20 protein-coding genes and 1 pseudogene are annotated in these 24,849 nt (G+C 71.3%); 12 read left to right on the forward strand and 9 right to left on the reverse strand.

Features of this window, described 5'->3' with window-relative positions:
* Positions 1 to 520: 520 nt before the first annotated feature.
* The 7 genes from ACIQI8_RS23975 (at position 521) to ACIQI8_RS24005 (ending at position 10,264) form a co-directional block, all read left to right on the forward strand.
* A complete protein-coding gene (locus tag ACIQI8_RS23975) occupies positions 521 to 3,751 on the forward strand; it encodes an AAA family ATPase (protein ID WP_402354211.1) in 3,231 nt (1,076 codons plus the stop codon).
* Positions 3,752 to 3,910: 159 nt separating this feature from the next.
* A complete protein-coding gene (locus ACIQI8_RS23980; RefSeq protein ID WP_402354214.1) occupies positions 3,911 to 5,311 on the forward strand; it encodes a PLP-dependent aminotransferase family protein in 1,401 nt (466 codons plus the stop codon).
* Positions 5,312 to 5,441: 130 nt separating this feature from the next.
* Positions 5,442 to 6,599: a 3,5-dihydroxyphenylacetyl-CoA synthase DpgA gene (dpgA, locus tag ACIQI8_RS23985; RefSeq protein ID WP_402354217.1), complete on the forward strand. Its 1,158-nt coding sequence runs from the start codon at positions 5,442 to 5,444 to the stop codon at positions 6,597 to 6,599.
* A gap of 26 nt (positions 6,600 to 6,625) precedes the next feature.
* The gene (dpgB, locus tag ACIQI8_RS23990) at positions 6,626 to 7,291 is read left to right on the forward strand and encodes an enoyl-CoA-hydratase DpgB (RefSeq protein ID WP_402354220.1); all 666 of its coding nucleotides are present in this window, start codon (positions 6,626 to 6,628) and stop codon (positions 7,289 to 7,291) included.
* Positions 7,288 to 8,595, forward strand: coding sequence for a (3,5-dihydroxyphenyl)acetyl-CoA 1,2-dioxygenase DpgC (gene dpgC, locus ACIQI8_RS23995; RefSeq protein WP_402354223.1), 1,308 nt, complete (start codon positions 7,288 to 7,290; stop codon positions 8,593 to 8,595). Before dpgB ends, dpgC begins: the two co-directional genes overlap by 4 nt.
* Positions 8,592 to 9,410 (forward strand): enoyl-CoA-hydratase DpgD, encoded by an 819-nt coding sequence (gene dpgD / locus ACIQI8_RS24000; protein WP_402354226.1) that lies wholly within the window; start codon positions 8,592 to 8,594, stop codon positions 9,408 to 9,410. Before dpgC ends, dpgD begins: the two co-directional genes overlap by 4 nt.
* A gap of 53 nt (positions 9,411 to 9,463) precedes the next feature.
* Entirely contained in the window at positions 9,464 to 10,264 is an 801-nt protein-coding gene (locus tag ACIQI8_RS24005; RefSeq protein ID WP_402354229.1) for an alpha/beta fold hydrolase, read from the forward strand.
* A gap of 68 nt (positions 10,265 to 10,332) precedes the next feature.
* On the opposite strand, the gene ACIQI8_RS24010 is transcribed toward ACIQI8_RS24005, so the two are convergent.
* Positions 10,333 to 11,820: an MFS transporter gene (locus ACIQI8_RS24010; RefSeq protein WP_402354232.1), complete on the reverse strand. Its 1,488-nt coding sequence runs from the start codon at positions 11,818 to 11,820 to the stop codon at positions 10,333 to 10,335.
* An 86-nt stretch (positions 11,821 to 11,906) separates the two neighbouring features.
* On the opposite strand from ACIQI8_RS24010, the gene ACIQI8_RS24015 reads away from it, so the two are divergent.
* Positions 11,907 to 12,284: a MarR family transcriptional regulator gene (locus ACIQI8_RS24015; RefSeq protein WP_124001032.1), complete on the forward strand. Its 378-nt coding sequence runs from the start codon at positions 11,907 to 11,909 to the stop codon at positions 12,282 to 12,284.
* Between the two features lie 20 nt (positions 12,285 to 12,304).
* On the opposite strand, the gene ACIQI8_RS24020 is transcribed toward ACIQI8_RS24015, so the two are convergent.
* Entirely contained in the window at positions 12,305 to 13,045 is a 741-nt protein-coding gene (locus ACIQI8_RS24020; protein WP_402354236.1) for a maleylpyruvate isomerase family mycothiol-dependent enzyme, read from the reverse strand.
* Between the two features lie 147 nt (positions 13,046 to 13,192).
* Here ACIQI8_RS24020 and ACIQI8_RS24025 point away from each other — a divergent pair, with 147 nt between their 5' ends.
* The 3 genes from ACIQI8_RS24025 to ACIQI8_RS24035 are packed head-to-tail and all read left to right on the forward strand — an operon-like array spanning position 13,193 to position 14,834.
* Complete coding sequence (locus tag ACIQI8_RS24025) at positions 13,193 to 13,792, forward strand: sulfite oxidase-like oxidoreductase (RefSeq protein WP_402354239.1); 600 nt, start codon at positions 13,193 to 13,195, stop codon at positions 13,790 to 13,792.
* Position 13,793: 1 nt separating this feature from the next.
* Positions 13,794 to 14,504: a ferredoxin reductase gene (locus tag ACIQI8_RS24030; RefSeq protein WP_402354242.1), complete on the forward strand. Its 711-nt coding sequence runs from the start codon at positions 13,794 to 13,796 to the stop codon at positions 14,502 to 14,504.
* Positions 14,505 to 14,516: 12 nt separating this feature from the next.
* Positions 14,517 to 14,834 carry a DUF6510 family protein gene (locus ACIQI8_RS24035; RefSeq protein WP_402354245.1) on the forward strand — a complete coding sequence of 106 codons (318 nt, stop codon included), beginning with the start codon at positions 14,517 to 14,519 and terminating at the stop codon, positions 14,832 to 14,834.
* Between the two features lie 48 nt (positions 14,835 to 14,882).
* On the opposite strand, the gene ACIQI8_RS24040 is transcribed toward ACIQI8_RS24035, so the two are convergent.
* Both ACIQI8_RS24040 and ACIQI8_RS24045 read right to left on the reverse strand, forming a co-directional pair.
* The gene (locus tag ACIQI8_RS24040) at positions 14,883 to 16,052 is read right to left on the reverse strand and encodes an MFS transporter (RefSeq protein ID WP_402354248.1); all 1,170 of its coding nucleotides are present in this window, start codon (positions 16,050 to 16,052) and stop codon (positions 14,883 to 14,885) included.
* A 69-nt stretch (positions 16,053 to 16,121) separates the two neighbouring features.
* A pseudogene (locus ACIQI8_RS24045) lies at positions 16,122 to 17,237 on the reverse strand (IS110 family transposase); the annotation flags it as partial.
* A 408-nt stretch (positions 17,238 to 17,645) separates the two neighbouring features.
* Between ACIQI8_RS24045 and ACIQI8_RS24050 the strand changes: the two are divergent.
* Positions 17,646 to 18,413, forward strand: a complete 768-nt coding sequence (locus ACIQI8_RS24050; RefSeq protein WP_402354251.1) for a Stf0 family sulfotransferase — start codon at positions 17,646 to 17,648, stop codon at positions 18,411 to 18,413.
* On the opposite strand, the gene ACIQI8_RS24055 is transcribed toward ACIQI8_RS24050, so the two are convergent.
* Genes ACIQI8_RS24055 through ACIQI8_RS24075 form a run of 5 tightly spaced genes read right to left on the reverse strand, consistent with a single transcriptional unit; the run spans position 18,378 to position 24,796 of the window.
* Entirely contained in the window at positions 18,378 to 19,025 is a 648-nt protein-coding gene (locus ACIQI8_RS24055) for a DUF5825 family protein (protein WP_402354254.1), read from the reverse strand. The genes ACIQI8_RS24050 and ACIQI8_RS24055 overlap by 36 nt on opposite strands.
* Positions 19,022 to 20,965 (reverse strand): RiPP maturation radical SAM C-methyltransferase, encoded by a 1,944-nt coding sequence (locus tag ACIQI8_RS24060; RefSeq protein WP_402355947.1) that lies wholly within the window; start codon positions 20,963 to 20,965, stop codon positions 19,022 to 19,024. Before ACIQI8_RS24060 ends, ACIQI8_RS24055 begins: the two co-directional genes overlap by 4 nt.
* A gap of 26 nt (positions 20,966 to 20,991) precedes the next feature.
* A complete protein-coding gene (locus ACIQI8_RS24065) occupies positions 20,992 to 21,759 on the reverse strand; it encodes a hypothetical protein (RefSeq protein ID WP_402354257.1) in 768 nt (255 codons plus the stop codon).
* The gene (locus ACIQI8_RS24070) at positions 21,756 to 22,772 is read right to left on the reverse strand and encodes a DUF692 family multinuclear iron-containing protein (protein ID WP_402354260.1); all 1,017 of its coding nucleotides are present in this window, start codon (positions 22,770 to 22,772) and stop codon (positions 21,756 to 21,758) included. Before ACIQI8_RS24070 ends, ACIQI8_RS24065 begins: the two co-directional genes overlap by 4 nt.
* On the reverse strand, positions 22,769 to 24,796 hold the full coding sequence (locus ACIQI8_RS24075) for a B12-binding domain-containing radical SAM protein (protein WP_402354263.1): 2,028 nt from the start codon (positions 24,794 to 24,796) through the stop codon (positions 22,769 to 22,771). Before ACIQI8_RS24075 ends, ACIQI8_RS24070 begins: the two co-directional genes overlap by 4 nt.
* Positions 24,797 to 24,849: the final 53 nt, after the last annotated feature.

Genomic DNA, 24,849 nt, shown 5'->3' on the forward strand with positions numbered 1-24,849 from the left:
GCGGCCCTTCGCCCGGGTCCTTGGCACGCGTGCTTTCCGCCGGATCGCCGCGTACTGGTTTGTGCTGTTTGGTACGCGCGCAACCCGCGTCACATTGTGCGGGGCCACCGTCGGAACCCGCTGACTCATCCCCTCGGGCCTGCGCCCCGGCCTGTGCGTTTCAAAATGTGGACAGTTCCCGGCCCGGGCATCGCGCCCGGACCATTTCACGGCACCGAAATAGAAGATGTCTCAAAACGATCGATGCACTCCGGCCCACCTGTCCGAAATCCAGACGACGGGCGACCGGATCGAGCCGGTATCCTGAAGGTATCGCTTCTTCCGCATCCGGCAGGGCTGTATCTCATCCCCCCACATCTGTATCGGTCGCCGGTATCGGCTGTCTGCATCGGCGCAGGCCCGAGGCGATTCAAATTGAATCCTGAACCAATTGCGAGGGTTTCTCGAGTCGGCGGCATCGAGTGCGGCGCCGCCGTGCGTACGGAAATGGATCACGGGGGGTCCTTTGAAGTTCCGAGACGTGAATCTCAGTGAAAGGGACGCAGAACTACGACTGCTGCAGCAGATCTATTCGAGATCTGTGGACGGCAAGGGCGCGGTCGCTCTGGTGAACGCTCCTGTCGGCTGTGGGAAAACGGCTCTGATCCAGAGCTTCGCCGGTTGGGTCGGAACACAGGAAGGCCGTTTCCTTTCGGTGACGGCTTCGGCCAGCGAGCGATTCGACTGGCTCGGTCTCGTCGACCGACTGATGAGCGCCATGCGGGCGGAGGGGATGGTGGAATACCCCTTCGCCGCGGAGGACGGTGCGGGTGCTGTCACCGGTCTCGCGGCGATCGAGGCCGGGAGGGTCCCGCTCGCCCTGCTCCAGCGCATCTGCCGCGCCGTCATCGGCTTCGCCGGCGAGGGACCGCTGGTCATCGCGGTGGACGACGTGCATTTCGCGGACGACGCCTCACTGGACTGCCTCAGCTATCTCATCCGCCGTATCGACACGGCCCCGATCATGGTCGTGCTGACCGAGAGCTCGTGCCACGAGCAGGGCCTGGTGACCTTCCACGCCGAGACCCTGCACCTGCCCTCCAGCCACCGCGTCCGGCTCGGCACGCTCGGACTCGACGGTGTCGCCGGGCAGTTGGCCGCGCGCGGGATCATTCCTCCCGGTGCCCGGGAGGCGGCCGAGCCGTGGACGCGCACGAGCGGCGGGAACCCGCTGCTGCTGCACGCCCTCATCGACGACGTGGTGGGGGACGGCACACCGCGGGAACCCGGCGCACCGGGTTGGCGGGCGGGCACCGCTCAGGACCCGCCCGTACGGAACGGTTCCACAGGACCGGGTGCGTCGCACCAGGAGGTGTCCAGCGGCCAAGTCCCTCTGGACCGTGGGACGTTCACCGGGGCGGGCACGCCCGACCGGGAAACACCCGCTGGCCAGGTCCCGTCGAACCGGACGGCAGGCGCCGGCCACATCCCGTCCCGTCAGGACGCGCACGGGGCCTCCCTCGCCGCCGGCCCGGAACAGGCCGGTGACCGGCTGCTCCTGGACCCGGAGGCAGCCGGCGAGCGGCCGCCCGCCGGCGCGGCCCCGACCGTCGGGCGCGGTCCGGCCGGGCAGGGGCTCGTCGGTGTCCGCATCCGCGTCCCGGTGCCGGGGGAGTCCTTCCGCTACGCGGTACTGCGCTGTCTGCACCGCGGTGAGGCGGCGCTGCTCTCCGCCGCCCGGGCCCTCGCCGTACTCGGTGAACAGGCGAGCCCGGCGCTGGTCGCCGACATCCTGGGCGAGGACATCACCGCGGTGCGCCGCAGCATCGCCGAACTGCACGCCGCCGGCCTGGTCTCCGGCGTGCGTTTCCGGCACGAGCGCGCCCGGACCGCCGTCCTCGCCGACATCCCCACCAAGGACCTGTTCGCGATGCGGTCCGCGGCCGCCCACCTGCTCCACGAGAGCGGGGCCTCCGCCGTCGCCGTGGCCGAACAGCTGCTCGCCACCCACGACCCCGGCGCCGCCGCCTGGCAGCCCGGCATCCTCCGGCGCGCCGCCCGGGACGCCCGGGACGCGGGAGACATCGGCACCGCCGTCGAGTACCTGCGGCATGCCTCCGGCATCTGCACGGACCCGGGCCAGGAGGCCGCGGTGACCGCTGCGCTCGCCGAGACGCAGTGGCTGATCGACCCGCCGAGAGCCTCCCGGTATCTCCCGCAGCTCGACCGCATGGTGCGCGACGGCCGGTTACCCGTGCCCCTGGCTCTGGTGGCCGTCGAACAACTCGCCTGGCGCGGTGACTTCGCCCAGGCCGACACACTGCTGCGGATCATCGAGGGCCGGGCCGCCGCCGAGCCCGCCGACCACTGGGACGGCGCCGGCCCGGCCTCGTCGGCCGTCCGGGCGGGCCTGCGGCTGGTCCGGCTCCAACTCTCCTTCTGGCAGCCCGGGTCGGAAGGAGATCCAGGGACCGACGCACCGCCCGGACCGGACCTCATGTCCACGGTCCCCGCTCGGCTCCCGGCCGGGGCCATGGTCGACCTGACGGCGGGGGTGGCCACCTCGGAGCACGGCCCACCGGGAACGCGCGGCATCGCACCCGTCACCCGACTTGCGAGCCCGCCCACCGGACTGTTCCTCCGTACGACCGAGGGACGCCGCCCGGACGACCCCGTGTCGTGGCCCCAACGACTGCTGGAGGAACCGGGAAACCGGCGTGTGCCCATGCGGCGTGCCCTGCTCGAAGCACACGCCGCGGCGGAGGCGCTGGGCGCCGGCGACATCCCCTCGGCGGCCGAGGCGGCCCGGGCGTCGCTGACTCTGGTCGGCTCCGAGGCGTGGGGTGTCGTGATCGGCGTCCCGCTGTCCCTGGCGGTGCGGGCGGCGACGACGGGCGGCGACTTCGACACCGCCATGGCGTACCTCGACGTGCCCGTGCCCGCGGCCATGTTCGAGACGCCCTTCGCCCTTCCCTACCTCCACTCGCTCGGCCGCCACCACCTCGGCGCGGGACGGCCGGGCGCCGCGCTGCGGCACTTCGAGACCTGCGGGGAACTGATGGCGCGGTGGGGGCTCGACCTGCCCGAACTCGTCGACTGGCGGGCGGGCGTGGCGGCCGCACTCGAAGCGATGGGCGACAGCGGTCGCGGACGGGAGACCCATCGGCAGCGACCGGCCCCGCGCGGGGAGGAACCACGGCATGGGGCGAGCGGCGAGCCCTGGCACCTGACCGGCGACGGGTCCCGCTCCGCGTTCGCGACCCTCCGCGCGCTGGTCGCCACCAGCGCTCCGGACGAGCGACTGCCCCTGCTCCAGGGGGCGTTGCGGCTCCTGGAGGCAGCTGGTGACACGGAGTTCAGGCGACCACCGGCCGATACGGAGGCCGTACGGTCGGCGTACCGGCACACCGCGGAGCGGGAGCGGGCGTGGCCCTGGGAGGCTCCGACGGGGCGCCCGGAACCGGAGGCACTGCCGCAGCACCACCGCTCCGCGGACGCCGGGCTCTTCCGCGATCCTACCGGCGAGCTGTTCTCCACGAACGGCGTGCCGGACTCCTTGCTCGAACTCACCTCGGCGGAACTGAGGGTGGGCGCGCTCGCCGCGGCCGGCTGCACCAACCGGGAGATCGCCGGCAAGCTCTTCATCACCGTCAGCACGGTCGAGCAGCATCTGACGAAAATCTACCGGAAGCTGAAGGTACGCAGACGAAAGGATCTGCCCGCGGAGCTCCGACGTTTCACGGATCTCCCCTGCGCACCCAACGGAGGGTAAAAACGTACGGCATTGTCGGGCGCCAGGGAAATGTCTCGGCAACTCCCCGTCCAAGTGAGCATTTTGGCGTGTTGGACAGCATTGTGACGCCGGTCGGAATCGTGTGATCCTGGCCGCCGAAATCAACACGCCGAAATGCGAACCGCCGAGGGGATATCCATGGCCGGACGGAGCCTGGACGACTATGCGCGGCTGACCCGAGAAGACCCGGTGCCCGTCCTCCCGGAATTCCGCACGGAGCCGGCGGCGACGGGGGCCGGGCCGGATCTACGCCGGAGCGAGCTGCATCGCAGCCTCGCCGACCCGGTCCTCGACACGATGAACTTCCTCAACGAGATCACGCACCGCTACCCGGACGCGATCTCCTTCGCCCCGGGACGGCCCTACGACGGGTTCTTCGAGACGGAGCGGATCTTCGACCATCTCCGAACGTACCTGGATCACCTGGAGGCCCAGGGCCGGTCGCGGGACGAGGTGCGGACCGCCATGTACCAGTACGGTCCGACGGCGGGGCAGATCCGTGACATCGTCGCCGACTCGCTGCACGTGGACGAGGGCATCGACGTGCCGGCCGAGTCGATCGTCATCACGGTCGGCGCGCAGGAGGCCATGCTGCTGATGCTGCGGGCCCTCTTCCGCGGCCCGGACGACGTCCTCCTGGTGGCCAGCCCCTGTTATGTCGGCATCACCGGCGCGGCCCGGCTGCTGGACGTGTCGGTCACCGCCGTGGCGGAGCGGGAGGACGGGCTCGCCTGCGCCGACGTCGAGGCGGCGATCCGGCGGGAGCGGGCGGCGGGGCGCCGGCCCCGTGCCGTCTACGTGGTCCCCGACCACTCCAATCCCTCCGGCACCACGATGGACGCGGCGAGCCGGGCCGCACTCCTGGAACTGGCCGAGCGCCACGGCATCCTGGTCATCGAGGACAGCCCCTACCGCAGGGTGAGCCCGGGGGTATCGCTCCCGACCCTGAAGTCCCTGGACCGCTCCCGCACGGTCGTGCACCTCGGCTCCTTCGCCAAGACCGTCTTCCCGGGGGCGCGGGTGGGGTTCGTGGTCGCCGACCAGACGGTGGCCGACGGCACGGGCCGCACCGGTCTCCTCGCGGACGAACTCGCCAAGATCAAGAGCATGGTGACGGTCAACACCTCGTCACTGAGCCAGGCCGCCGTCGCCGGAGCCCTGCTGTCGGCGGCCGGCCGGATCTCGGAGCTGAACGCGGAACCGGCCGCCCACTACGGGCGGGCCATGAGCTCCACGCTGCGCCGGCTGGACCTCCGCCTGCCGGCCGCCCGGCGCGCGGACCTCGGCGTGCGGTGGAACGAACCGACCGGCGGATTCTTCCTCACCGTCCATGTCCCTTTCCCGGCGGACAACGAGGCCCTGACCCGGTCCGCGGAGGACTTCGGCGTCATCTGGACGCCGATGAACTACTTCTATCCGCAGGGCGGCGGCCTCAATTCCCTTCGACTGTCCACGAGTTATCTGACGGACGCGGACATCGAAGAGGGCATCACCCGGCTCGCCCGATTCATCGAGGCGTCCAGCGCGCAGGCGCGCTGACGAAACGCACTCACGTCAATTCACCATCGTTTCCCGCCCGTTCCACGGAGAAAGGCGACGAGGACAAAGTGACCGCTGTCAGCGCACGGAAACCGCGCGGCAAGCCGCGTATGTGGGGGTGGACCTTCCGATGACCACAAGCCTCGACCGACTCGATGGCCTCGACCGGCTTGACACGCTCGACCGACGTCCGGTGCTGACCGGCGACGGGGCCCTGAAGACGCCGTACCGGCCGCGGATCGTGGGCGTGGGCACCGCCACGTCGCCCACCGCCTACACCCAGCAGGAGGTGCTCGACGCCTTCGACATCACCGACCCCCGGATCGGCTCCGTCTTCCGCAACAGCGCCATCGACCGGCGCCATCTGACCCTGCCCGAACCGGACGCCGACGGCGTCCGCCGGCCGGAGCCGCAGGGCGACCTGCTGGACAAGCACAAGGCCATGGCCGTCGGCATGGGCGCCGAGGCGCTGCGCGCCTGTCTGAAGCGGGCCGGTGCCGAACTCTCCGACCTGCGGCATCTGTGCTGCGTCTCCTCCACCGGCTTCCTCACCCCCGGCCTGAGCGCTCTGATGATCCGTGAACTCGGCATCGACCGCCACTGCGGCCGCAGCGACATCGTCGGCATGGGCTGCAACGCGGGCCTCAACGCGCTGAACGTGGTGGCCGGTTGGTCCGCCGCCCACCCCGGCGAACTCGCCGTCGTGCTGTGCACGGAGGCGTGCTCCGCCGCGTACGCGATGGACTCCTCGATGCGTACGGCGGTCGTCAACAGCCTCTTCGGCGACGGAGCCGGCGCGATCGCCCTGCTGTCGGGGCCGGGTGACGAGGTGTCGGGGGCCTCCGAGGGGCCGGCCGTCCTCAAGTTCGCCAGCTGCATCATTCCGGACGCCATCGACGCGATGCGCTACGACTGGGACCGCGAGCTGGACCGGTTCAGCTTCTACCTCGACCCGCAGATCCCGTACGTCGTCGGCGCGCACGCCGAGATCGTCGTCGACCGGCTGCTGGCCGGCACCGGCCTGCGGCGCAGCGACATCGGCCACTGGCTGGTGCACTCCGGCGGCAAGAAGGTCATCGACGCGGTCAGCGTCAACCTCCGGCTGTCCCGCCACGAACTGCGGCACACCACCGAAGTCCTCAGGGACTACGGCAACGTGTCGAGCGGCTCGTTCCTGTTCTCCTACGAACGGCTTCTCGACGAGCAGGTGACCAGGCCCGGCGACTACGGGGTCCTGATGACGATGGGTCCGGGATCCACGCTCGAGACGGCGCTGGTCCAGTGGTGACGACGGGGGAGAACACAGTGCGAGACGTGAGTGACGTACTGACCGCGACCGTGGACGGGACCCGGCCGCTGACTCTGGGGACAGTCAAGGACCTGTCCGTCCTGTGCGACCGGGCCGAAGACGGGGACGCCGGGGGGATCGTCACCCTGCGCGTCACCGGCGCGCCCGAACCGGGCTGGACGCACGCCCTGGACGTGGCCCTGGTCAGCAAGTGGGAGCGGGTGCTGCGGCGGCTGGAGCGACTGCCCGCCGGGGTCGTCGCCCTCGCCGCCGGCGACTGCGGGGGAGCGGCGCTCGACGCGTTCCTCGTCGCCGACATCCGGATCGCGACCCCGGACACGCGGCTGCTTGTGTCCTTCGACGGAGAGTCCACCTGGCCCGGCATGGCCGGCTATCGGCTCGTCCGCCTCGCCGGCGCCGCCCGCGTCCGCCGCAGCGTGCTGTACGGGCAGCCGCTCACCGCGGCCGACGCCCTCGAACTGGGCATCGCCGACGAACTCGCCGAGAACACGGACGCGGCGGCGGCCGCCACGGACCAGCTGATCGAGGAGCTGTCCGGCAAGGAGATCGCCATCCGCCGCCAGTTGCTGTTCGACGCCCAGCACACCAGTTTCGAGGACGCCCTCGGGCCGCACCTGGCGGCCTGCGACCGCGTACTGCGACGCGGCGCCGCCGACGAGGTGGCCGCATGACGACGGCACCGCCCCGGCCAGGACCCGTCCTCGACGGCTGGCAGCGGCTGACCGACACCGTGCGGCAGGCCGAGAAGACGCTGTCCGCGCTGCCCACGCCGGCGGACCGCACCGCCGCGCAACGGGCCGCGGCCGACGCCGTGAAGAACCGGGCGCGCGCCGAGCGGGCGGGCTTCCTCGACATGCACGCCGACGCCGTCTACGACCGCCTCACCGACGGCCGCGCCCGCGAACTGCGCATCGGTGAACTCGTCGAGGCCGCCGCCACCGCCTACCCCGGTCTCGTTCCCGCGGCGGACCTGCTGGAGCGGGAGCGGGCGCGCCCGCAGGCGGACAAGGAAGGCCACGAGATCGACCAGGGCATCTTCCTGCGGGCCGTCCTGCGCTCACCCGTGTCCGGACCCCACCTCCTGGCGGCCATGCTCCGCCCCACGGACCGCGCGCTCGCGCTGCTGCCGGAGTTCCGCCGGACGGGAGTCGTGCGGACGACGGCCGTACGACTGGAGCGGCGCGACGGGGTCGCCCGGCTGACGCTCTGCCGGGACGACCGCCTCAACGCCGAGGACGACCAGCAGGTCGACGACATGGAGACCGCCGTCGACCTGGCCCTGCTCGACCCCGAGGTCCGGGTCGGCCTGGTGCGCGGCGGCGAGATGAGCCACCCCCGCTACCGGGGCAGGAGGGTCTTCAGCGCGGGCATCAACCTCAAGAACCTCAGTTCCGGTGACATCTCCCTGGTCGGCTTCCTGCTCCGCCGAGAGCTGGGCTATCTGCACAAGCTGGTCCGCGGGATCCGCACCGAGCACCCCGCCGCCTGGCACACGCCGTACACCGAGAAGCCCTGGGTCGCGGCCGTCGACGGCTTCGCGATCGGCGGGGGCGCCCAACTGCTGCTGGTCTTCGACCACGTCCTCGCCGCCTCCGACGCCTACCTCAGTCTGCCGGCCGCCAAGGAGGGCATCATCCCGGGCGTCGCCAACTTCCGCTTCGGCCGGTACGTCGGGCCGCGGCTGTCCCGCCAGGTCATCCTGGAGGGACGCCGGATCCGGGCAGCGGAGCCGGCGGCCCGGCTGCTGGTGGACGAGGTGGTGGAGCCGGAGGAACTGGACGCCGCCGTGGAGCGCTCGCTGGCCCGGTTCGACGGTGACGCGGTGCTGGCCAACCGGCACATGCTCAACCTCGCCGACGAACCGGCCGACGCCTTCCGCGCCTACATGGCCGAGTTCGCGCTCCAGCAGGCGCTGCGGCTGTATGGGGCGGACGTGATCGACAAGGTGGGACGGTTCGCGGCGGGCTCCTCGTGACGGCGGGTGCCGGCGACGCCGACCGCCCTCGGGTGCGGTACGAGAAGAAGGACGGCGTCGCTTACGTGACGCTGGACCGGCCCGAGGTCCTCAATGCCATGGATCTGCGCACGCACGAGGAGCTCGGCGCGGTCTGGGACGACGTGGAGGCCGACGACGAGGTCCGCGCAGTGGTCCTGACCGGAGCCGGGGACCGGGCGTTCTCCGTCGGCCAGGACCTCAAGGAACGGGCCCGGCTCACCGCGACGGGCACGGCGCCGACGACGTTCGGCAGCCGCGGCCTGCCCGGCTGGCCACGGCTCACCGAACGGTTCTCCCTGTCCAAGCCCGTCCTGGCACGCGTGCGGGGCTACGCACTCGGCGGCGGCTTCGAACTGGTGCTGGCCTGCGACCTGGTGGTCGCCGCCACGGACGCGGTGTTCGCCCTCCCCGAGGCGCGGCTGGGGCTGGTCCCCGGCGCGGGCGGCGCGTTCCGGCTGGCTCGGCAGCTGCCGCTGAAGACCGCCATGGGCCATCTCCTCACCGGCCGTCGGATGGACGCGGCCACCGCGCTCCGTCTCGGTCTGGTCAACGAGGTCGCCGAGCCGGGGGAGTTGGACGAGCGGGTCGCCGCCTGGACCGACGACCTGGTCCGCAGCGCCCCGCTGTCGGTGCGGGCCATCAAGGAGTCCGTCATGCGCTCGCTCGACCGCCCCCTGGAAGAAGCCTTCGCCACTCGCTACGCGTGGGAGGAACGGCGCATGCGCAGCGCGGACGCGGAGGAGGGCCCCCGGGCCTTTGCCGAGGGGCGCGACCCGGTCTGGTCCGGGCAGTGAGCGCGCCGCGGTCCGCGCGCTGAAGCGATCAGCCGTCAGGGAGGAGTACACCGATGCCGATGGCGCACGTGAACGGAGTGGATCTCTGGTTCGACGACCACGGTCGTGGTGAGCCGGTCGTGATGGTGCCCGGCACCGGTACGCCAGGCCGCGTCTGGCGCGCCCACCAGGTGCCCGCGCTGCGGCAGGCGGGCCTTCGGGTGATCACCGTGGACAACCGGGGCAGTGGACTGACCGCCGCGGGAGCCGCGGGGTTCACCCTCGACGACATGGTCGCGGACGTCGCGGCTCTGATCGAGCACCTGGGGGAGGGGCCGTGCCGGGTGGTCGGCCACTCGCTGGGCGGGATCATCGTGCAGGAACTCCTGCTCGCCCGGCCGGACCTCGTCGGCCGGGCGGTCCTGATGTCGAGCTGCGGCCGCGCCGACGAGCTGATCAGGGCCATGGCCGCGGCCGACCTCGAACTCGCCGACAGCGGAGTCGAACTCCCGCCCGCGGTGTCCGCGTACCGGCTCGCGCTGCAGAACCTCTCCCCGCGCACCCTCAACGACGAGGAGCGGCTGCGGGACTGGCTGGCCGTGCTGGAGTTGACCACGCCCGACCCGGTGGCGGTCCGTCGCCAACTCGGCCTGGAGGTCATTCCGAACCGTCTGGCGCACTACCGGTCGATCGACTGCCCGTGCCTGGTCATCGGCTTCCAGGACGACCTGGTCGTCCGCCCGCACCTGTCCCGCGAACTCGCCGAGGCGGTTCCGGGGGCGCGGTACGCCGAGATACCGGACTGCGGTCACTACGGCTACCTGGAGTGCCCGGACACCGTGAACAAGGTCCTGACCGACTTCCTGACGGCGTGAGCAGCCCGCTCAGCAGTGTGCCCGGCGGGACACAGACCCCACCGGGCACACACTGCGGAGGCGTTCCCCTAGTCGCGGACCGTGACCCGCTCCTCCGCCTCCTGGGAGGTGGACTGGCTGGACTTGGCGACCACCACGGACCGCTGCCTGCGTCGGGTGCGCAGGCCGGGGAGGGTGATCAGGAGGCCCGCGCCGGCGATGGCCGTGACCACGATCAGGCCCGGACGGTAGCTGTCCAGGACGGCCTGCGGGTCGGCGTTCCCGGGGGCGCCGGCCGTGACCACCGCGGTCACGACGGCCAGGAAGATCGCGCCGCCCACCTGCACCGAGGTGTTCAGCAGCCCGGAGACCATGCCCTGTTCGTGGTCCTCGACGCCGTTGGTGGCCTGGATGTTGAGCGAGGGGAAGATCAGCGCGAAGGCCCCGCCGATCAGCACCATCGACGGCAGGATCAGCGTCGCGTACGTCGGGTCGAGACTGACGCGCAGGAACAGCGCGTAGCCGGTGATCATCAGGACGAAGCCCACGACGATCAGCCGTTGCGTGCCGAACCGGTCGACGATCGCGCCCATCTTGGTCGCGGACAGGGCGACGATCGCGCCCGCGGGCAGGAAGGCGAGCGCGGTGTGCAGCGCCGACCAGCCGAGCAGGGACTGCATGTACAACGTCACCAGGAACTGGAAGCCGACGTACGAACCGAACATCGCCATCGCACCGAGCTGGGCGCGGAGTTGGGTGCCGGAGCGCAGTACACCGAGCCGGATCAGCGGGCCGGCCGAGCGCAGCTCGATCCGTACGAAGACGGTGAGCATGACGGCGACGGCGAGGAAGGACAGCAGCGTGCGGACCGAGCCCCAGCCGGACTCCGGTGCCTGGACGACCGTGTAGACGAGCAGCAGCATCGACGCGGTGCCGAGGATGGCGCCGGGGACGTCGTAGCCGTTGTGGTCCTTCTCGCGCTCACTGCGCGGCAGCAGCTTCAGGCCGGCCACCAGGGCGATCAGCGCGATGGGCGCGGGCAGCAGCATGGTGAGCCGCCAGCTGGCCTCGGTGAGCAGGCCGGACAGCACCAGGCCCATGGAGAAGCCGGTGGCCGCGCAGGTGGTGTAGATCGACAGGGCCCGGTTGCGCAGCGGGCCCTCGGCGAAGGTCGTGGTGATGATCGACAGGCCGGCGGGGGCCGTGAAGGCCGCGCTCAGGCCCTTGATGAAGCGGCTGGCGATCAGCAGCGGGCCCGAGTCGACCAGGCCCCCGAGCAGCGAGGCGAGCGCGAAGACGCCGAGGGCGACCAGGAAGACCTGGCGCCGGCCGAGCAGGTCCGCGGTGCGGCCGCCGAGCAGCAGCAGACCGCCGTAGCCCAGGATGTAGCCGCTGACGATCCATTGCAGCGCCGAGGTGGACAGGTCGAGGTCGGAGCCGATGGACGGCAGGGCCACGCCGACCATGGACACGTCCAGCGCGTCCAGGAACATCGCGGCGCAGAGCACCAGCAGGGTGCCCCAGAGCCGGGGAGTCCAGCGTCCGTCGGACGCGGGGATGGTGAGCGGTGAGGTCATGACGAGAGACACTACATGCACATGCATGGAATGCAAACGCATTTAATGTGCGTGCAATAATCTTGGTTCTCTGCTACGGTGCCCGCATGGCGGCCAAGAATGCCGAGCAGGGGCTCGTGGACCAGTGGCGGGACATCCTCGCGCTGCACGCGCGCACCCAGTGCGAACTGGACCGCGCGCTGCATCAACACGGCCTGTGCGCCAGCGACTTCGAGGTCCTGGACGTCCTCGCGGGAGATGCCTGCGCCTACCGCGTGCAGGAGATCTCCGAGCGCGTCCACCTCAGCCAGAGCGCCCTGTCACGGCTGATCGCCCGGCTGGAGAAGGACGAGCTCGTCGAGCGCACCATGTGCCCCGAGGACCGGCGGGGCGTGCGCGTGGGACTCACGGACAAGGGCCGCTCACTGCACGGTGAGGTGCTGCCGGTGCAGCGCGCGGTACTGACGCGGATGCTCACCGCCTGACGGTCGGCGACGGCTGACGGTCAGCTCCAGGTGACCGCCGACTTGTCCCGCCACAGCGAGGCGATGGTCGCGTCCCCGGTCACGCTCGGGAACGGCCGCCGGTTCCACAGCGCCGGATACAACTGCGCGGCGGGCCCGGCCAGTTCGCAGTCGGCCGCACCGGTCTCGTCCCGGACGGTGACGGGCGGTTCCTGCGACAGTCGTACGGTCCACACGGCGCCGTCGACGTCCGTGGCCCGCACCCGAAGCACCCGCGGCTCCTCGCTGCGGACCCGGCTCTTGGACCGGGCGTGGAAGCTCCGCAGCAGCTCGTCGATGCCGTCGGCCGCGAAGTCCGTGGAGATCTCGCTGGGCGTGCCGCCCCGCGCCGACTCGGCGTCGATCCGGTGCACGGTGGTCTCGTGCGCCTGCCGCCGGGCCCAGAACGCGAGCGGCGAGGGCGCCGGCATGAACTGCCAGCACCGGACATCGGGAGCAGCGGCGGACAGCGTCTCGACGAGATACCCGTGGCCCTCGCGGAACCAGGCCAGCAGCTCGGCGCCGTCGAGCTCGGGCAGCCCGCCGTCGGGGTGGTAGGCCGTGTGCCCCTCGGCGACGAACGCGGCCGCCCAGCGATGCACCATGCCCGTGTGCCGCACCAGATCCCCCACCCGCCACTCCGGGCAGGTCGGGACCTCCGCGTCGGTCCCCGCCCGCTCGGCCGCCGCGGCCAGCAGACGGCCCTCCCGGTCCAGATGGGCGACGAAGTCCGTGGTGTCCATGGGGGCGAGTGTGCCGTATCGAGTGCGGTCGAGGGGGAGTGCGGCACATGATGGACGTGCGTCCGGGAGTGCCCCGGCGATGTGCGGCCGTGCCCGGCTCCGGCTGTTCTCGGCCGCGGCGCCCGACGAGGTCAGGAGATGACGTCCATGAGCTCCTTCTCACCCGGATTCCGTGGGCGTGCCCGGTCCCTGGCGGACCGGTTGCCGCCCGGCCAGTACCCGACCGAGCAGTTCCCCGTGCTGTCCGCGGGGCCCACCCCGAAGGTGGCGACCGATTCGTGGGCCTTCACCGTGACGGCCGAGACCGGTGAGACGCACAGCTGGACCTGGGACCAGATGCTGGCCCTCCCGCAGGAGGACACGACGAAGGACATTCACTGCGTGACCCGCTGGTCGAAGTTCGACACGCGGTGGCGCGGGGTTCCCGTCGAGGCCTTCCTCGAGAACGTCGACACCACGGCCGCGTACGTCGTCGCCCACAGCTACGGCGGCTACACCACGAACCTTCCGCTGACGGACCTCCTCGGCGGCAAGGCATGGCTCGTGCACACCTACGACGGCTTCCCGCTCTCGCCGGAGCACGGCGGCCCGGCCCGGCTGCTCGTGCCGCACCTGTATTTCTGGAAGTCGGCCAAGTGGGTGCGCGGACTGCGGCTCACCCACGACGACCAGCCGGGTTTCTGGGAGTCGGTCGGCTACCACAACCACGGCGACCCCTGGCGCGAGCAGCGCAACTGGGGCGACTGACGTGGCCATCGTCTGGCGTGCCGCACGCCTCGACGAGCGCGCCCGGCAGACCGCCACGGCCCGCTCCCTCGTCTTCACCGTGCCGGGGTGGCCGGGTCATCTGCCCGGCCAGCACGTCGACGTGCGGCTCACCGCCGACGACGGCTACCAGGCCGTACGCAGCTACTCCCTCGCCGCGCCCGCCGACGGCGACCGGATCGAACTCGGCGTGCAGAGCGTCCCCGACGGCGAGGTCTCCCCCTACCTCGCGGACGAGTTGCCGCAGGGAGCCGAGGTCGAGGTGCGCGGTCCGCTCGGCAACTGGTTCGTGTGGCGGCCCGAACAGCCCGAGGCCGCCCTCCTGGTGGCCGGCGGCTCCGGAGTCGTACCCCTCGCGGCCATGATCCGAGCCCACCGCGCGGCCCGTTCCGACGCCCCCCTCCAGCTGCTGTATTCGGTGCGGACCCCCGACGACGTCTGGTACCGCGACGACCTGACCGAGCGGGACCCGCACCTCGACGTGCGCCTGCTGTACACGCGACAGGCCCCGCCCGGCAGCACCCGCCACCCCGGCCGCCTCACTCCGGCCGACCTCGACAAGACGGCCGCCCGGCTCGAACCCGCCAGTCCGGTCTACGTCTGCGGCCCCACCGGCTTCGTGGAGACCGTGGCCGACCTCCTCGTCGACCTGGGGCGGGACCCCACCACCATCCGTACCGAACGCTTCGGCTGACCGGAGGCCACGATGGCTGACGAAACCCCGCACCTCGACGGCAACTGCCTCGCCGGCCCGCTCTCGGAGATCCTCGCCGCCGAGCCCACCACGGCATGGTGGCGCTGCCCGGAGTGCGCGAGGTCGGGCCCGCTCGCCGGGCTCCACGTCTACGGGCCCGAACCTGGCCTCACCGCCCGGTGTCCCGGTTGCGACCACATCGCGCTCAGGCTGGTCAGGGAGGGGGAGTACGTGTGGCTGACGGTGGGAAGCGGCGACGGCGCCTTCCGCTTCGCCACCGCCGCTGCCACCACTGCGGCCGTCAACGGCGGGCGGCCAGACACTCCGTGATCCACTCCCGCCTGAACACCGAGGACTCGCGGGCCCCGGTTCGGCGGGTCAGCGCTCCGCCGCGCCCCGTGTCACGAGCCCGATCACCGCTGCCGTCGCCGCCAGTACCGCGACGCTGGTGAGGGCGGCCGGCAGGGAGAACCAGTCGGCCATGAAGCCGATCGCGGGTGGGCCGAGCAGCATGCCGCCGTAGCCGAACGTGGAGGCGATGGCGACGCCGTCCGGGCCGGCGAGGGTGCCGGCGCGTTCGATGGCGACGGGGAAGAGGTTGGCGAGACCGACCCCGGTGATCACGAAGCCGATGAGCGCGGCCCAGAGGGTGGGGGCGAGGGCGCCGAGCAGCATGCCGAGGGCGGCGACCGTGCCGCCGGAGATCAGGGTGCGGGTGCGGCCCAGGCGTTCGAGCAGCCGGGTGCCGGTGAGCCGGCCGACGGTCATGGCGAGCGCGAAGCAGGAGTAGCCGACAGCCGCCGCGCCGGCCGAGGCTTCGAGGTCCTGTTCCAGGTGCAGGGCGCTCCAGTCGGCCAGGGCCCCTTCGCCGTAGGCCGTGCACAGGGCGATCAGGCCGAAGGTGATGACCAGGCCGCGGGTGCGGGAGTCGAGGCGGCGCGGCGGCGGCTTCTCGTCCGGTGCGGTCTCCGGCGGCTCCGGGGGCTGGATGCGCAGCAGGACCCGGCCCGCGAGCGCGGTGACGAGCAGGCCGAGCACGGTGAGACAGAGCAGGTGCTGGGTCGGGGTGAGCGCGCCCGCGACCAGCCCGCCGAGCCCGGCGCCGACCATGCCGCCGAGGCTGAAGGCGGCGTGGAAGCTGGGCATGATGGGCCGTTTCAGGGCCCGGACGAGGTCGACCGCGGCGCTGTTGAAGGCGACGTTGATCCCGCCGTACGCGGCCCCGAAGACCAGGAGGACGAGGCCGAGGGTGAGGACGGAGTGGGTGAGTGGGGGGAGGGCGACGCTGAGGGAGAGGATGACGGCGCACACGACGGTGACCTGGTGGTTTCCGTAGCGGCGGCAGAGGCGGCCGGTGATCATCATGGTGATGACGGCGCCGGCGGAGACGCCGAGGAGGGCGAGGCCGAGGGTGCTGGCGGTGGCGCCCGTCTGGTGCTTGATGGCGGGGATGCGGACGACCCAGCCGGCGAAGATGAAGCCGTCGAGGGCGAAGAACACGGTGAGGGCGGTACGGAGGCGTGCGAGGTCGCTGTGGCTGCCCGGCACGACGGTGTGCGATCGGGTTTTGTTTATTAGCGGCACAAAATCAGGCTAGGTGGCGGAAGGGGGAGGGGCAAGGGGGTGCCTCTGTGTCTTTGGTCTGGCTCTGCGTTTGTCGTAGTAGGTGCGGGAGGCGGGATCGTGCAGGGCGGCGAACACGGGTAGGACCATCGCGCGTTCGAGTTGTCGGTTGCCGCCTCGTGGTGCGTGTTCGCCGTGGATCGAGGTTCCCGACGACCTCGTCGTTGGGGCGAGGCCGGCGTAGGAGGCGAGGTGGGCGGCGGTGGGGAAGCTGGTTCCGTCGCCGACGGTGACCAGCAAGGTGGCGGCGGTCCTGACTGCGACCCCCGGAATCGAGGTCAGGACCGCGGGAAGGGGGTGGGCCTCCAGCAGTTGTCCGATCTGCGTTTCCAGGGCTCGTCGCTGTTCGTGGACGGCGGCGAGCGAACGGGCCAGGGACGGGATCACGATGTCGAGGGTGCCGGTGCCCCGGACCACGATGGTCTGCTCGTCGAGCGCGTCGAGGACTTCGTCGATCAACCGCTGGGCCATGCGCGGGGCCCTGGGCCGGACGGATCACCTCAACGAGCCTGCGGCGACCGGCCTTTCGCAAGCCGACCGGGGATCCGTAGCGTTCCGGCAGCCAGGTCACCGCGGGGTGGTCCAGGCGCGGGCCCAGGACGCGTTCCAGGCTGGGGTGGAACTGGGTGAGCAGGCCGCGTGTCCGGTTGGAGGTGCGGGTGGCCTCGGTCGCCAGGTCCTGGTCGAAGCCCACCAGCACGGTCAGCTCTACGGTGATCTCGTCGGTCAGTTCCAGCGAGCGCAGGGTGTGCGGCATGGTGCGGGCGGCGTCGGCGATCACCGCGGCGTCCTTCGCGTCGGTCTTCGCCTCGCCCGGGTAGAGGTCGGCGATCCGCCGCATCTAGAGTCCGGGCAGGAGGCGACCTTGCAGCCGGTGTCCCGGGCGACCGTCAGGGGCAGGGCTCCGATCGAGGCAGGCTGGTCCACGATCACCAGTACGGTGCCGAACTTCTCGGCCAGCTTGTCGAAGACGGCCCGCGGCTTCGGCTCGCTGTTGGGCAGCTGTTTGTCGAAGGCCTTCTTGCCGGCCGGGGTGAGCCCGTGCCCGTGGTGGGCGCTCTTGCCGACGTCCAGGCCGAGGGAGACGCCCACGTCGTCGATGTCGTCCAATCCATCCTCCCGAACAGGGTTCGTGCGGTGCCGGCCAGGTCGTTGGCGTCGTATGCGCGCATCCACGTCATGCAGACCTGCCGCCCGCAAGCGGCCAGGTATTGCGCCTGGCCAGGCGGTAGTCGGACCTCTCATCAGCGTCTCAACGGCGCCTCCCGGGTCCGGTGGCACCACCCCCCCCAGATCATCGGTTGGAGAGGGGGACAGCCATGCCGGGCCCGAAGGCCAGCGGCCCTCTTGCAGGACCGCGGAAAACACAACGGGGGTCCGGGAGCGCTTTCGGCGCGTATGGAGAAAGTGAGCCAACTTCAGTTCGTTTCATGTCGAGTCAGCCGCCAGCTGGGAGACAAGGCGTCGCGTGCTACGGAGCCGGTGACAGTCGCCGGTGCGGGGCGCGAAGGTGGTCTCATGGCGCTGCGCTATCGGACCAACGCTCCGGAGTTCGACTTCCCGCCCTTCACCGGCCTGCCCCCGGTCCGCTACGTGCTCGCGTCGACCCCCAGGTGCGGGAGCAACATGCTCGCCCGCGCCCTGTGGCACACCGGGCTGGCCGGCTTCCCCGAGGACTACTTCGCGGACGCCTTCGTACTGGACTACTTCGAGCGGTGGGGATTCGACTCCGCTGATCCGCAGGAGTTGGTGGCGGGCTATGTGCGGAACCTGATGACGTGCCGGACCAGCCCCAACGGCGTGTTCGGGCTGCGGGTCCACGCGGGGCATCTCGCCGGCCTGGAGGCGGACCCGTACGACATCCTCCGAGCACCCCGGTACATCTGGATCCAGCGCAGGGACCGATTACGGCAGGCCGTGTCGTACACCATGGCCGAGCAGACCGGTGTCTGGATCCTGGACGGCACCTTTCTGCCGGAGGGGAGTTCGCGCGCCGCTCCCCGGTACGGCTACGAGGAGATCCGCCGGCATCTGAGGATGCTCGACCGCGACGCGTCGGTCTGGGAGGACTACTTCGGGCGGCATGATGTCGTCCCGTATGTCGTCGTCTATGAGGACCTGGTCGCCGACTACGAGGCAGTCCTGCTCGGCTGCCTCGACTTCCTCGGTGCCGGCGCCCCCTCCTCCGTGCCGGCTCCGGGGATCAGGCGTCAGGCCGACGAGTTGACGGAACGGTGGGTCGAGAGGTTCCTACGGGATCGTCGTGCTGAGCGGCCAGCGTCGTAGGCGGTACGGCGTCCACCACAGGTAACGGCCGGTGCGGTGGACGAGGTTCTCGCGCAGGTGACGCTCAAGGGCCCGCTCCGTCGACGCCGACGCGACCGCCGGGACGCCGTCCAGCAGTCTCTGGAACGCCGTGCTGCGGGGGGCGTTGACGACCAGGCGCCGGAAGGAACCCCAGCGGTGGTCGCGGATCTCCAGGAAACCGGGGCCGCGGCGGTAGCCGCACTTCGCGATGTGGAACGAGTCGCGCCAGGCCGTGACCACGTGGTCTTCGTTCTCCGCTCCCTCGGGGCCTCGGAAGACGGCTGCCGGGGGGTGCAGATGGCTCAGCGGCCGCCACTGGGCCGGGTCGGGCATCCGTAGTGTCCAGTCCACCGCGATGCCGTGGCTGGTGAGTTCCCGGACGACGAGGAGAACGGCTACCGCGGACGCGCCGTCCGGATCCGTGAGGTCCACGGGCTCGCGCACCTGGACGAACTGGACGCCCTCGGAGGCGAGTTGCGCGACGGCGTCCACCGGCTTGTCCGGCGGTCCGTCGAGGGTGCCGCAGTGGATGCCCGGCAGAAGCATGGCCCCCGGGTCGCGGTCCTTCCACAGCGTCAGCTCCGGGTTCATCGCGTGACTCCCGTGGAGGGGGCCGCCAGAGCCGGGACCAGCGCGGTGTCGTCCTTGTGCAGTCCGGTGCCGTCCAGGCGCAGCAGGTCCTGGTTGGCCACTGCGGGCGCGACCTGCACGTAGTGACCGCCCTCGGCGAAGACCAGGCCGAGGGTCCGCCAGCGCGTCAGCAGTTCGGCGACCCGCTCCTGCGTCACCTCGCCGGCCGACTCTCCCGCGTCCGCGCACCGGGCGGCCGCCTTGCGCACCAGCGCCGGCAGGCTGTGCGGCGCGTCGAGCAGCCGGAACACCGTCACCTCGAACGGGTCCGTGAGGTCGAGCAGCCGCCAGGAGAACTCCGGCCGGGTGTCGACCAGGACGATGTGCGTGCCGAGGTCGCAGTGGGTCAGACGGCTGCGCGGGTACGCGCCCGTCCAGTCGGCGACGGCCGCGCGCAGCCGGTCGCGGCAGCCGTCGGCGATGCCACGGTTCGGTGAGTCGAAGATGTAGACCAGGTCGGCGAGTTCGGCCTCGGGCAGGTCGTAGATGTGGTGGTAGTGCGAGGCGGGGCGCAGGTCGCCGAAGCCCAGTTCCGGCCGGTCGAAGTAGGGGCTGAACCGCTCGACCTTGAGGCGGGTGGAGTTGGCCGGTGGCCCGAGATGGTGCAGTGCGGGCAGCTGGTCGATGATCTCGTCGTAGTCCTGGTCGGTTTCCCCGGGGAAGCCGTAGAGGTAGTTCCAACTGAGGTTGACTCCCACGGTCTCCGCGTCCCGCAGCAGCCGCACGTTCTGGCAGCCGGTCACGCCCTTGTCCATCAGCTTCAGCACCCGGCTGCTGAGGCTCTCGACGCCCGGCTGCACGTAGCTGATTCCGGCCGCGTAGAGCGTCGCCAACTGCTCGCGCCGCAGGTTCGACTTGATCTCGTAGCACAGCCGCAGGTCGTATCCGCTCTCCTGCAGCAGCGGTGCCATGGAGGTGATGTAAGCCATGTCGAGGATGTTGTCGGTGACCCAGACGTCCAGGACGCGGTGGCGTTCGACCAGGCCGAGGATCTCGGCCACGAACCGTCGCGGGTCCTTGCTGCGGAACTCCATGAACGAGCCGTTGAGTCCGCAGAAGGTGCAGTGGTGTTTCTCGCCCCACCAGCAGCCGCGTGAGGCCTCCACCACCAGCCGCGGCTCCACCCAGCCGCCCGCGGTGGACCGCGCGTGCCGCTCGAAGTAGTCGCCGTAGTCCGGGGTGACCAGTGCTCCCGGGGGCAGTGGGGCGGCGTCCATGGGATGGGCCACGGACCGGCCGTCCGGGTCGCGGCGGCACAGGCCGGGGATGGCGGCCAGGTCGTCGGCGTCGCCGTCGCGGAGCGCGGCGAGCAACCGGGGGAACGCGATCTCGCCCTCGCCGCGCACCACGAAGTCGACGTACTCGAAGTTGCGGTGCAGCGCGGCGCCCTGCGGCCCGTCGCAGTTGGCGCCGCCGAAGACGGTGGTGGTGCCGGGCGCCAGTTCCTTGACCACGCGGGCCGCGGCGAGGGCCGCCGCGTTCTGCGCGAACGTGGTCGTGAAGCCGACCACGTCCGGTGCCGTTGCGGCGATCTTTGCGGCTGTCTCCCGGACGAACAGCGGCGCGAGTTCGTGCAGTTCCCGCGCCTTGGCGAGCATGCGCTCCGGCATCTTCCCGCCGAAGTGCTCCGTGAACTCGGCCACCCGCCACAGCGGTTGATCGTTGAGCGCGGCCGAGAAGATCCACTCGCTGTGTCCGGAGAAGTACGAGGTCGAGCAGAACTCGTACTCCTCGAAGCCGTATTCCGTACGCGCGGACACCCAGTCGGCGAAGTCGAGGTTGGCGTGCACGACTTCGACGTCCGCGGCGCCGTCGGGGAAGACGTCGAGGATCCGGCGTTTGAGAATGCCGAGGGCGAGGGACGGCGCGTCAAGCGACGACCACGGCATGTCCACCAACACGATGTGCAAGGCGGTTCCTCTCCCCGTCACCACAGTCCGCGGCGTGCGAGCGCCCGCCGCGCAATCTCGCGCCGGTCCGACGGTTCGGCCTCGAAGGCCGCCGCCACCCGCCCGGACACCACGCCGTGAGCCAACCCGGCGGACGTGGTGAAGTACGCGTAGTGCACTGCTTCCGCGGTCGCGGCGGGCGCAGTTGACGCGGGGCGCTCGGCTGAGGTGGCCGCCCAGTCGGCCGCGGACGCCGCCGCGTACGTACGCACGGCTGCATGACCCTGGCCGGTGGCGACGATCCCCTCCGCCTCGATCACGAACGACAGCGGCTGTTCGCACGTCAGCGAGGTGAACAGGGCGATCATCAGCTCGTGGGTCACGGTGTCGCGCAGCGCCTCTGAGGCGGAGTCGTCCAACAGGTAGGAGGCGAAGGCCTCTTCCGCCGACAAGCCAGGAGCGGTGTACGGGATCAGCCGGTACCGGGAGAAGTGCGGTGAGCCCAGGAAGCCGGTGAGCAGGTCGGACTCCGTGGCACCGGCGTCCTGGAGCAGCCGCAGGCTGCGCGGGAACGTGGTGGCGAGGCTGCCGCCGCTGCCGGGCCGCCAGACCTGGGAGCGCAACCGCCGTGCGGTGGTGTCCAGTTCGGCCAGGTCGACGGAGGCCAGGCACTCCAGCTCGCCGGGGTTCGCCGCCACCGCCTCCGGGCCCTCGTCGGCGAGCCGGGCCCGCAGGTCCGCGTCGAGCAGCAACCGCATGAGCAGGTCGGTGAGTTGCTCGCCGTCCAGGGACGCGCCCGTGGTCACGCCGCCTCCCCGCGCTGCCAGGCGGCGACCAGCTCCCGCAACCGCGCGTAGTTCCGGCGGGACTTCTCGACCAGCTGTCCGTCCTCGCGGTACATCGGGTCCTCGTACGAGACCCCGAGAAGGTTCGGGCAGCGCGGCAGCAGATACGCGGTGAGCTCCAACTGCTCGTCCAGCAGCACGCCGTGGTGCAGGTCGCGGAACTTGCCGCCCACGATCTGGCAGCCCGACAGGTGCAGTTCGCGGCAGCGGGACAGGGGCAGGGCGTCGATCCCGTCGTACATGCTCTTTCCGGTACGTCCCCTCAGCCACTGGTAGCTGAGCAGATGGCCGACGTCGAGCGTCACCCGTACGTCGGCGTCCTCGGCCAGCCGGGCGAAGTACTCGAAGGCGTCCATGTGCCCCAGGACGAACGAGCCGCCCTCGGTGAAGCCGGGGAACTCGACGTGCAGCGGCGGTTCGAGCAGCCGGGCCGCCTCCGCCACGTTCCTGGTGGCGATCTCCAGGCCCGGCTCGGTCAACGGCGGCGGCAGCGGATAGGGCATCGGTATGCCGCGCAGGCTCCAGATGCCCAGGTCCTCGACCACCCAGGAGAAGCCGTAGCGGGCGGCCAGTTCATTGGTGAACTCGGCGGCCGGGCGGCGGTCGTAGCGCTCGGGCGTGCCCATGTTCAGCTCGGTCTGGTGGAAGGCGCGGGCCGGCCCGGTGGGCACCGCCTCGAAGAAGCGGTCGTAGGCGCGCACGTAGTCGGCCGGCCGTACGCGGGCACGTGAGCGCGGTTGGAACGCGAGCGCCGAGTAGGCGAAGTCGCCGCCGTGGCGGTGCAGGAAGGCGCGGACCCGGTCGGTGATGTCTCCGCCGCCGTCGTCGCTCTCCACGAATCCGATGCCGCGCCTGCCGAGGCGTCCGCCGCCCCACGGCATGTCCATCAGGACCCCCAGGCCCATCCGGTGCGGGGCTTCGGCGACGGCGACGGTTGAGGCGCCGCCGGGTGCGGTGCGCGGCGGTTGCGTCATGACGAACTCCTGGCTGAGGGGGCCGGGTCGGCTGCATACGCTGGGTCGGCCGGAGGTGCAGGGTCGGGAACGCCTGCTGCCGCGTCGGCCAGGCGGCCCAGCAGTCGGCGGCCGCGGTCGGTACGGGCCGTGAGCAGGCCGTCGGGGCGCTGTTCCACGTCCGTGCGGGGGAGTGCGTAGAAACGCTCCCGGACGAGGTCGGCGAGAGTGACACGGTCGGCCGGGCGGGCGTCGGCGTACGCGGGCACCGTGCGGACCCACGTATGGGGACGCAGGGCCGCGACGGCGAGTGGGTGACGGTCGTTCGCGGTGGAGCGGGTGGGGGCCGAGGCATTCGTCCGACCCGGTTTGACGGTGTCGAAGATCCGCACCAGCCGGTCCAGTGCCTCGGTGCGCGTCGGGCCGCCGGGGACCGACAGGGGGTGGCCGACCCGGCCGGCCAGATAGCTCAACTCGGGGTTGCCCGCGAGGCGGTCCGAGGTGTCGAGGGCGAGGCCGTAGTCCGCCGGGCTGTCCACGAGTCGGCTGCCGGGCTCCGCGACCATCAGCTCCAGCGCGTCGATGCCGATCCGCCGCTCATTGTCGACGAGGAAGCGCAAGGACGCCTCGAACTCGTCCGGCGTCTCGTCCAGGACCTGGCCCATCACCGTGAACCGGACGGTGATGCCCGCCGCGTCGAGGTTGTCGAGGATCCGCTGGTAGTCAGCCGCGCGCACGCCCCGGTCCACCCGGTCCAACAGGCGCTGCGAGGTGCCCTCGTAGCCGACCGAGATCATCGCGCAGCCGACCGCGGCGAGCTCGTGGCAGAACTCCGGGTCGGTCAGGGCGGATTCGAGTCGGCTGCGCACGCCGAACCGGACCCGGACGCCCCGTTCGCGCACCGTTTGCATCGCTCTCCGGATCAGCCGCAGGTTGGTGTTCTCGTCCGCGACCGAGACGTACCGGGTGCCCGTGGCGCGGACCACCGCTTCCACGGCGTCGGCGATCTGAGGCGCGGTCCCCTGCTGGTAACTCCCTTGCGGCAGCGACCGGTTGCCGTACGAGCAGAACGCGCACCGCCCCCAGTAGCAGCCGACGCACGAGACGATCGCCAGCTCCAGGGCGTCGTTGAGATAGGAGCGGAACGGCAGTCCGGTGAAGTCGGGTGGTCCGAGGTCACGGAAGCGCAGGGTCACCGGGGGGCCTGTGCGCGGCTCGGTTCCGGATCGTGGCAGCCAGGTCATGCCGGGTACGGCGGTGAGCGGAACCGTTCCGTCCAGCGCGTCCAGCCAGCGTTCGAGGGGCTCTTCGCCGGCGGTCGGGCACAGGGCGTCGACCGTCTCCCGGACTCCGGGCAGTCGGGCGAGGCTGTCATGACGGAGCATCACCTGCTGGCCGCCCAGACAGATCCGGGTGTCCGGCGACAGCCGCCGGACCCAGGCGGCGATCAGCAGCGCGGGCGCGAGCTGGCTGAAGAAGGCCACCGACAGACCGACCACCCGGGGGCGATGCCGGCCGAGCAGCCCGGTCAGCAGGCGGTGCAGCGATGCCACCGGTACGTCCGACGCGGTGGGCGGCCGGTCCGCGGCCCGGCGTACGGCATCGTCGAGTTCGCCGAGGTCCTCCCAGGTCCGCACCAGGAAGGTGTCGCGGACCAGCAGTTCCAGGGCCAGGCCGGCGAGCCGGACCGCGCGGTCGGGGCCCAGCTCGCCGGCCGACTCCTTGTGCAGGACATGGGCACGCAACTCGCCGATGTGCGCGGCGAATACGTCGGCCACCGCTCGGCGGTACCAGTCGCTCACGGCCTTGCCGTCGTCGCCCGTGTCCTGGGCGCGGACCGCGTCGTCCAACAGCGCGGGACGGCGCAGCAGTTCGTGGAGCACGGCGATGTTCAGGTCGGCCTGGTGCACTCGCCGACCCCGGCGCCGCAGGTGGCCGGTCAGGTAAGGCAGGCTCAGATACGGGAAGAACCTGGCCTCGGTCTGCGGCGGGAAGATCAACAGGACGTCGGTGCGGGTACGGTCCGCCGACTGGCTGGACGGCACGACCCACCTCCTCGTCCCACCGGGCTCGTCCGTCGGAGAGTTGCCTTGCCTCC

It is taken from the genome of Streptomyces sp. NPDC092369 (assembly GCF_044755245.1).
Taxonomy (GTDB): domain Bacteria; phylum Actinomycetota; class Actinomycetes; order Streptomycetales; family Streptomycetaceae; genus Streptomyces.

Bases quoted from the DNA above. Each gene is read 5' to 3' on its own strand.
- ACIQI8_RS24055 (WP_402354254.1), bottom strand. From the start codon at position 19,025: ATGAACCCGGAGCTGACGCTGTGGAAGGACCGCGACCCGGGGGCCATG.
- ACIQI8_RS24070 (WP_402354260.1), bottom strand. From the start codon at position 22,772: ATGACGCAACCGCCGCGCACCGCACCCGGCGGCGCCTCAACCGTCGCC.
- ACIQI8_RS24020 (WP_402354236.1), bottom strand. From the start codon at position 13,045: ATGGACACCACGGACTTCGTCGCCCATCTGGACCGGGAGGGCCGTCTG.
- dpgA (WP_402354217.1), top strand. From the start codon at position 5,442: ATGACCACAAGCCTCGACCGACTCGATGGCCTCGACCGGCTTGACACG.
- ACIQI8_RS24010 (WP_402354232.1), bottom strand. From the start codon at position 11,820: ATGACCTCACCGCTCACCATCCCCGCGTCCGACGGACGCTGGACTCCC.
- ACIQI8_RS24015 (WP_124001032.1), top strand. From the start codon at position 11,907: ATGGCGGCCAAGAATGCCGAGCAGGGGCTCGTGGACCAGTGGCGGGAC.
- dpgC (WP_402354223.1), top strand. From the start codon at position 7,288: ATGACGACGGCACCGCCCCGGCCAGGACCCGTCCTCGACGGCTGGCAG.
- ACIQI8_RS24005 (WP_402354229.1), top strand. From the start codon at position 9,464: ATGCCGATGGCGCACGTGAACGGAGTGGATCTCTGGTTCGACGACCAC.
- ACIQI8_RS24035 (WP_402354245.1), top strand. From the start codon at position 14,517: ATGGCTGACGAAACCCCGCACCTCGACGGCAACTGCCTCGCCGGCCCG.
- ACIQI8_RS23980 (WP_402354214.1), top strand. From the start codon at position 3,911: ATGGCCGGACGGAGCCTGGACGACTATGCGCGGCTGACCCGAGAAGAC.
- ACIQI8_RS24025 (WP_402354239.1), top strand. From the start codon at position 13,193: ATGAGCTCCTTCTCACCCGGATTCCGTGGGCGTGCCCGGTCCCTGGCG.
- ACIQI8_RS24050 (WP_402354251.1), top strand. From the start codon at position 17,646: ATGGCGCTGCGCTATCGGACCAACGCTCCGGAGTTCGACTTCCCGCCC.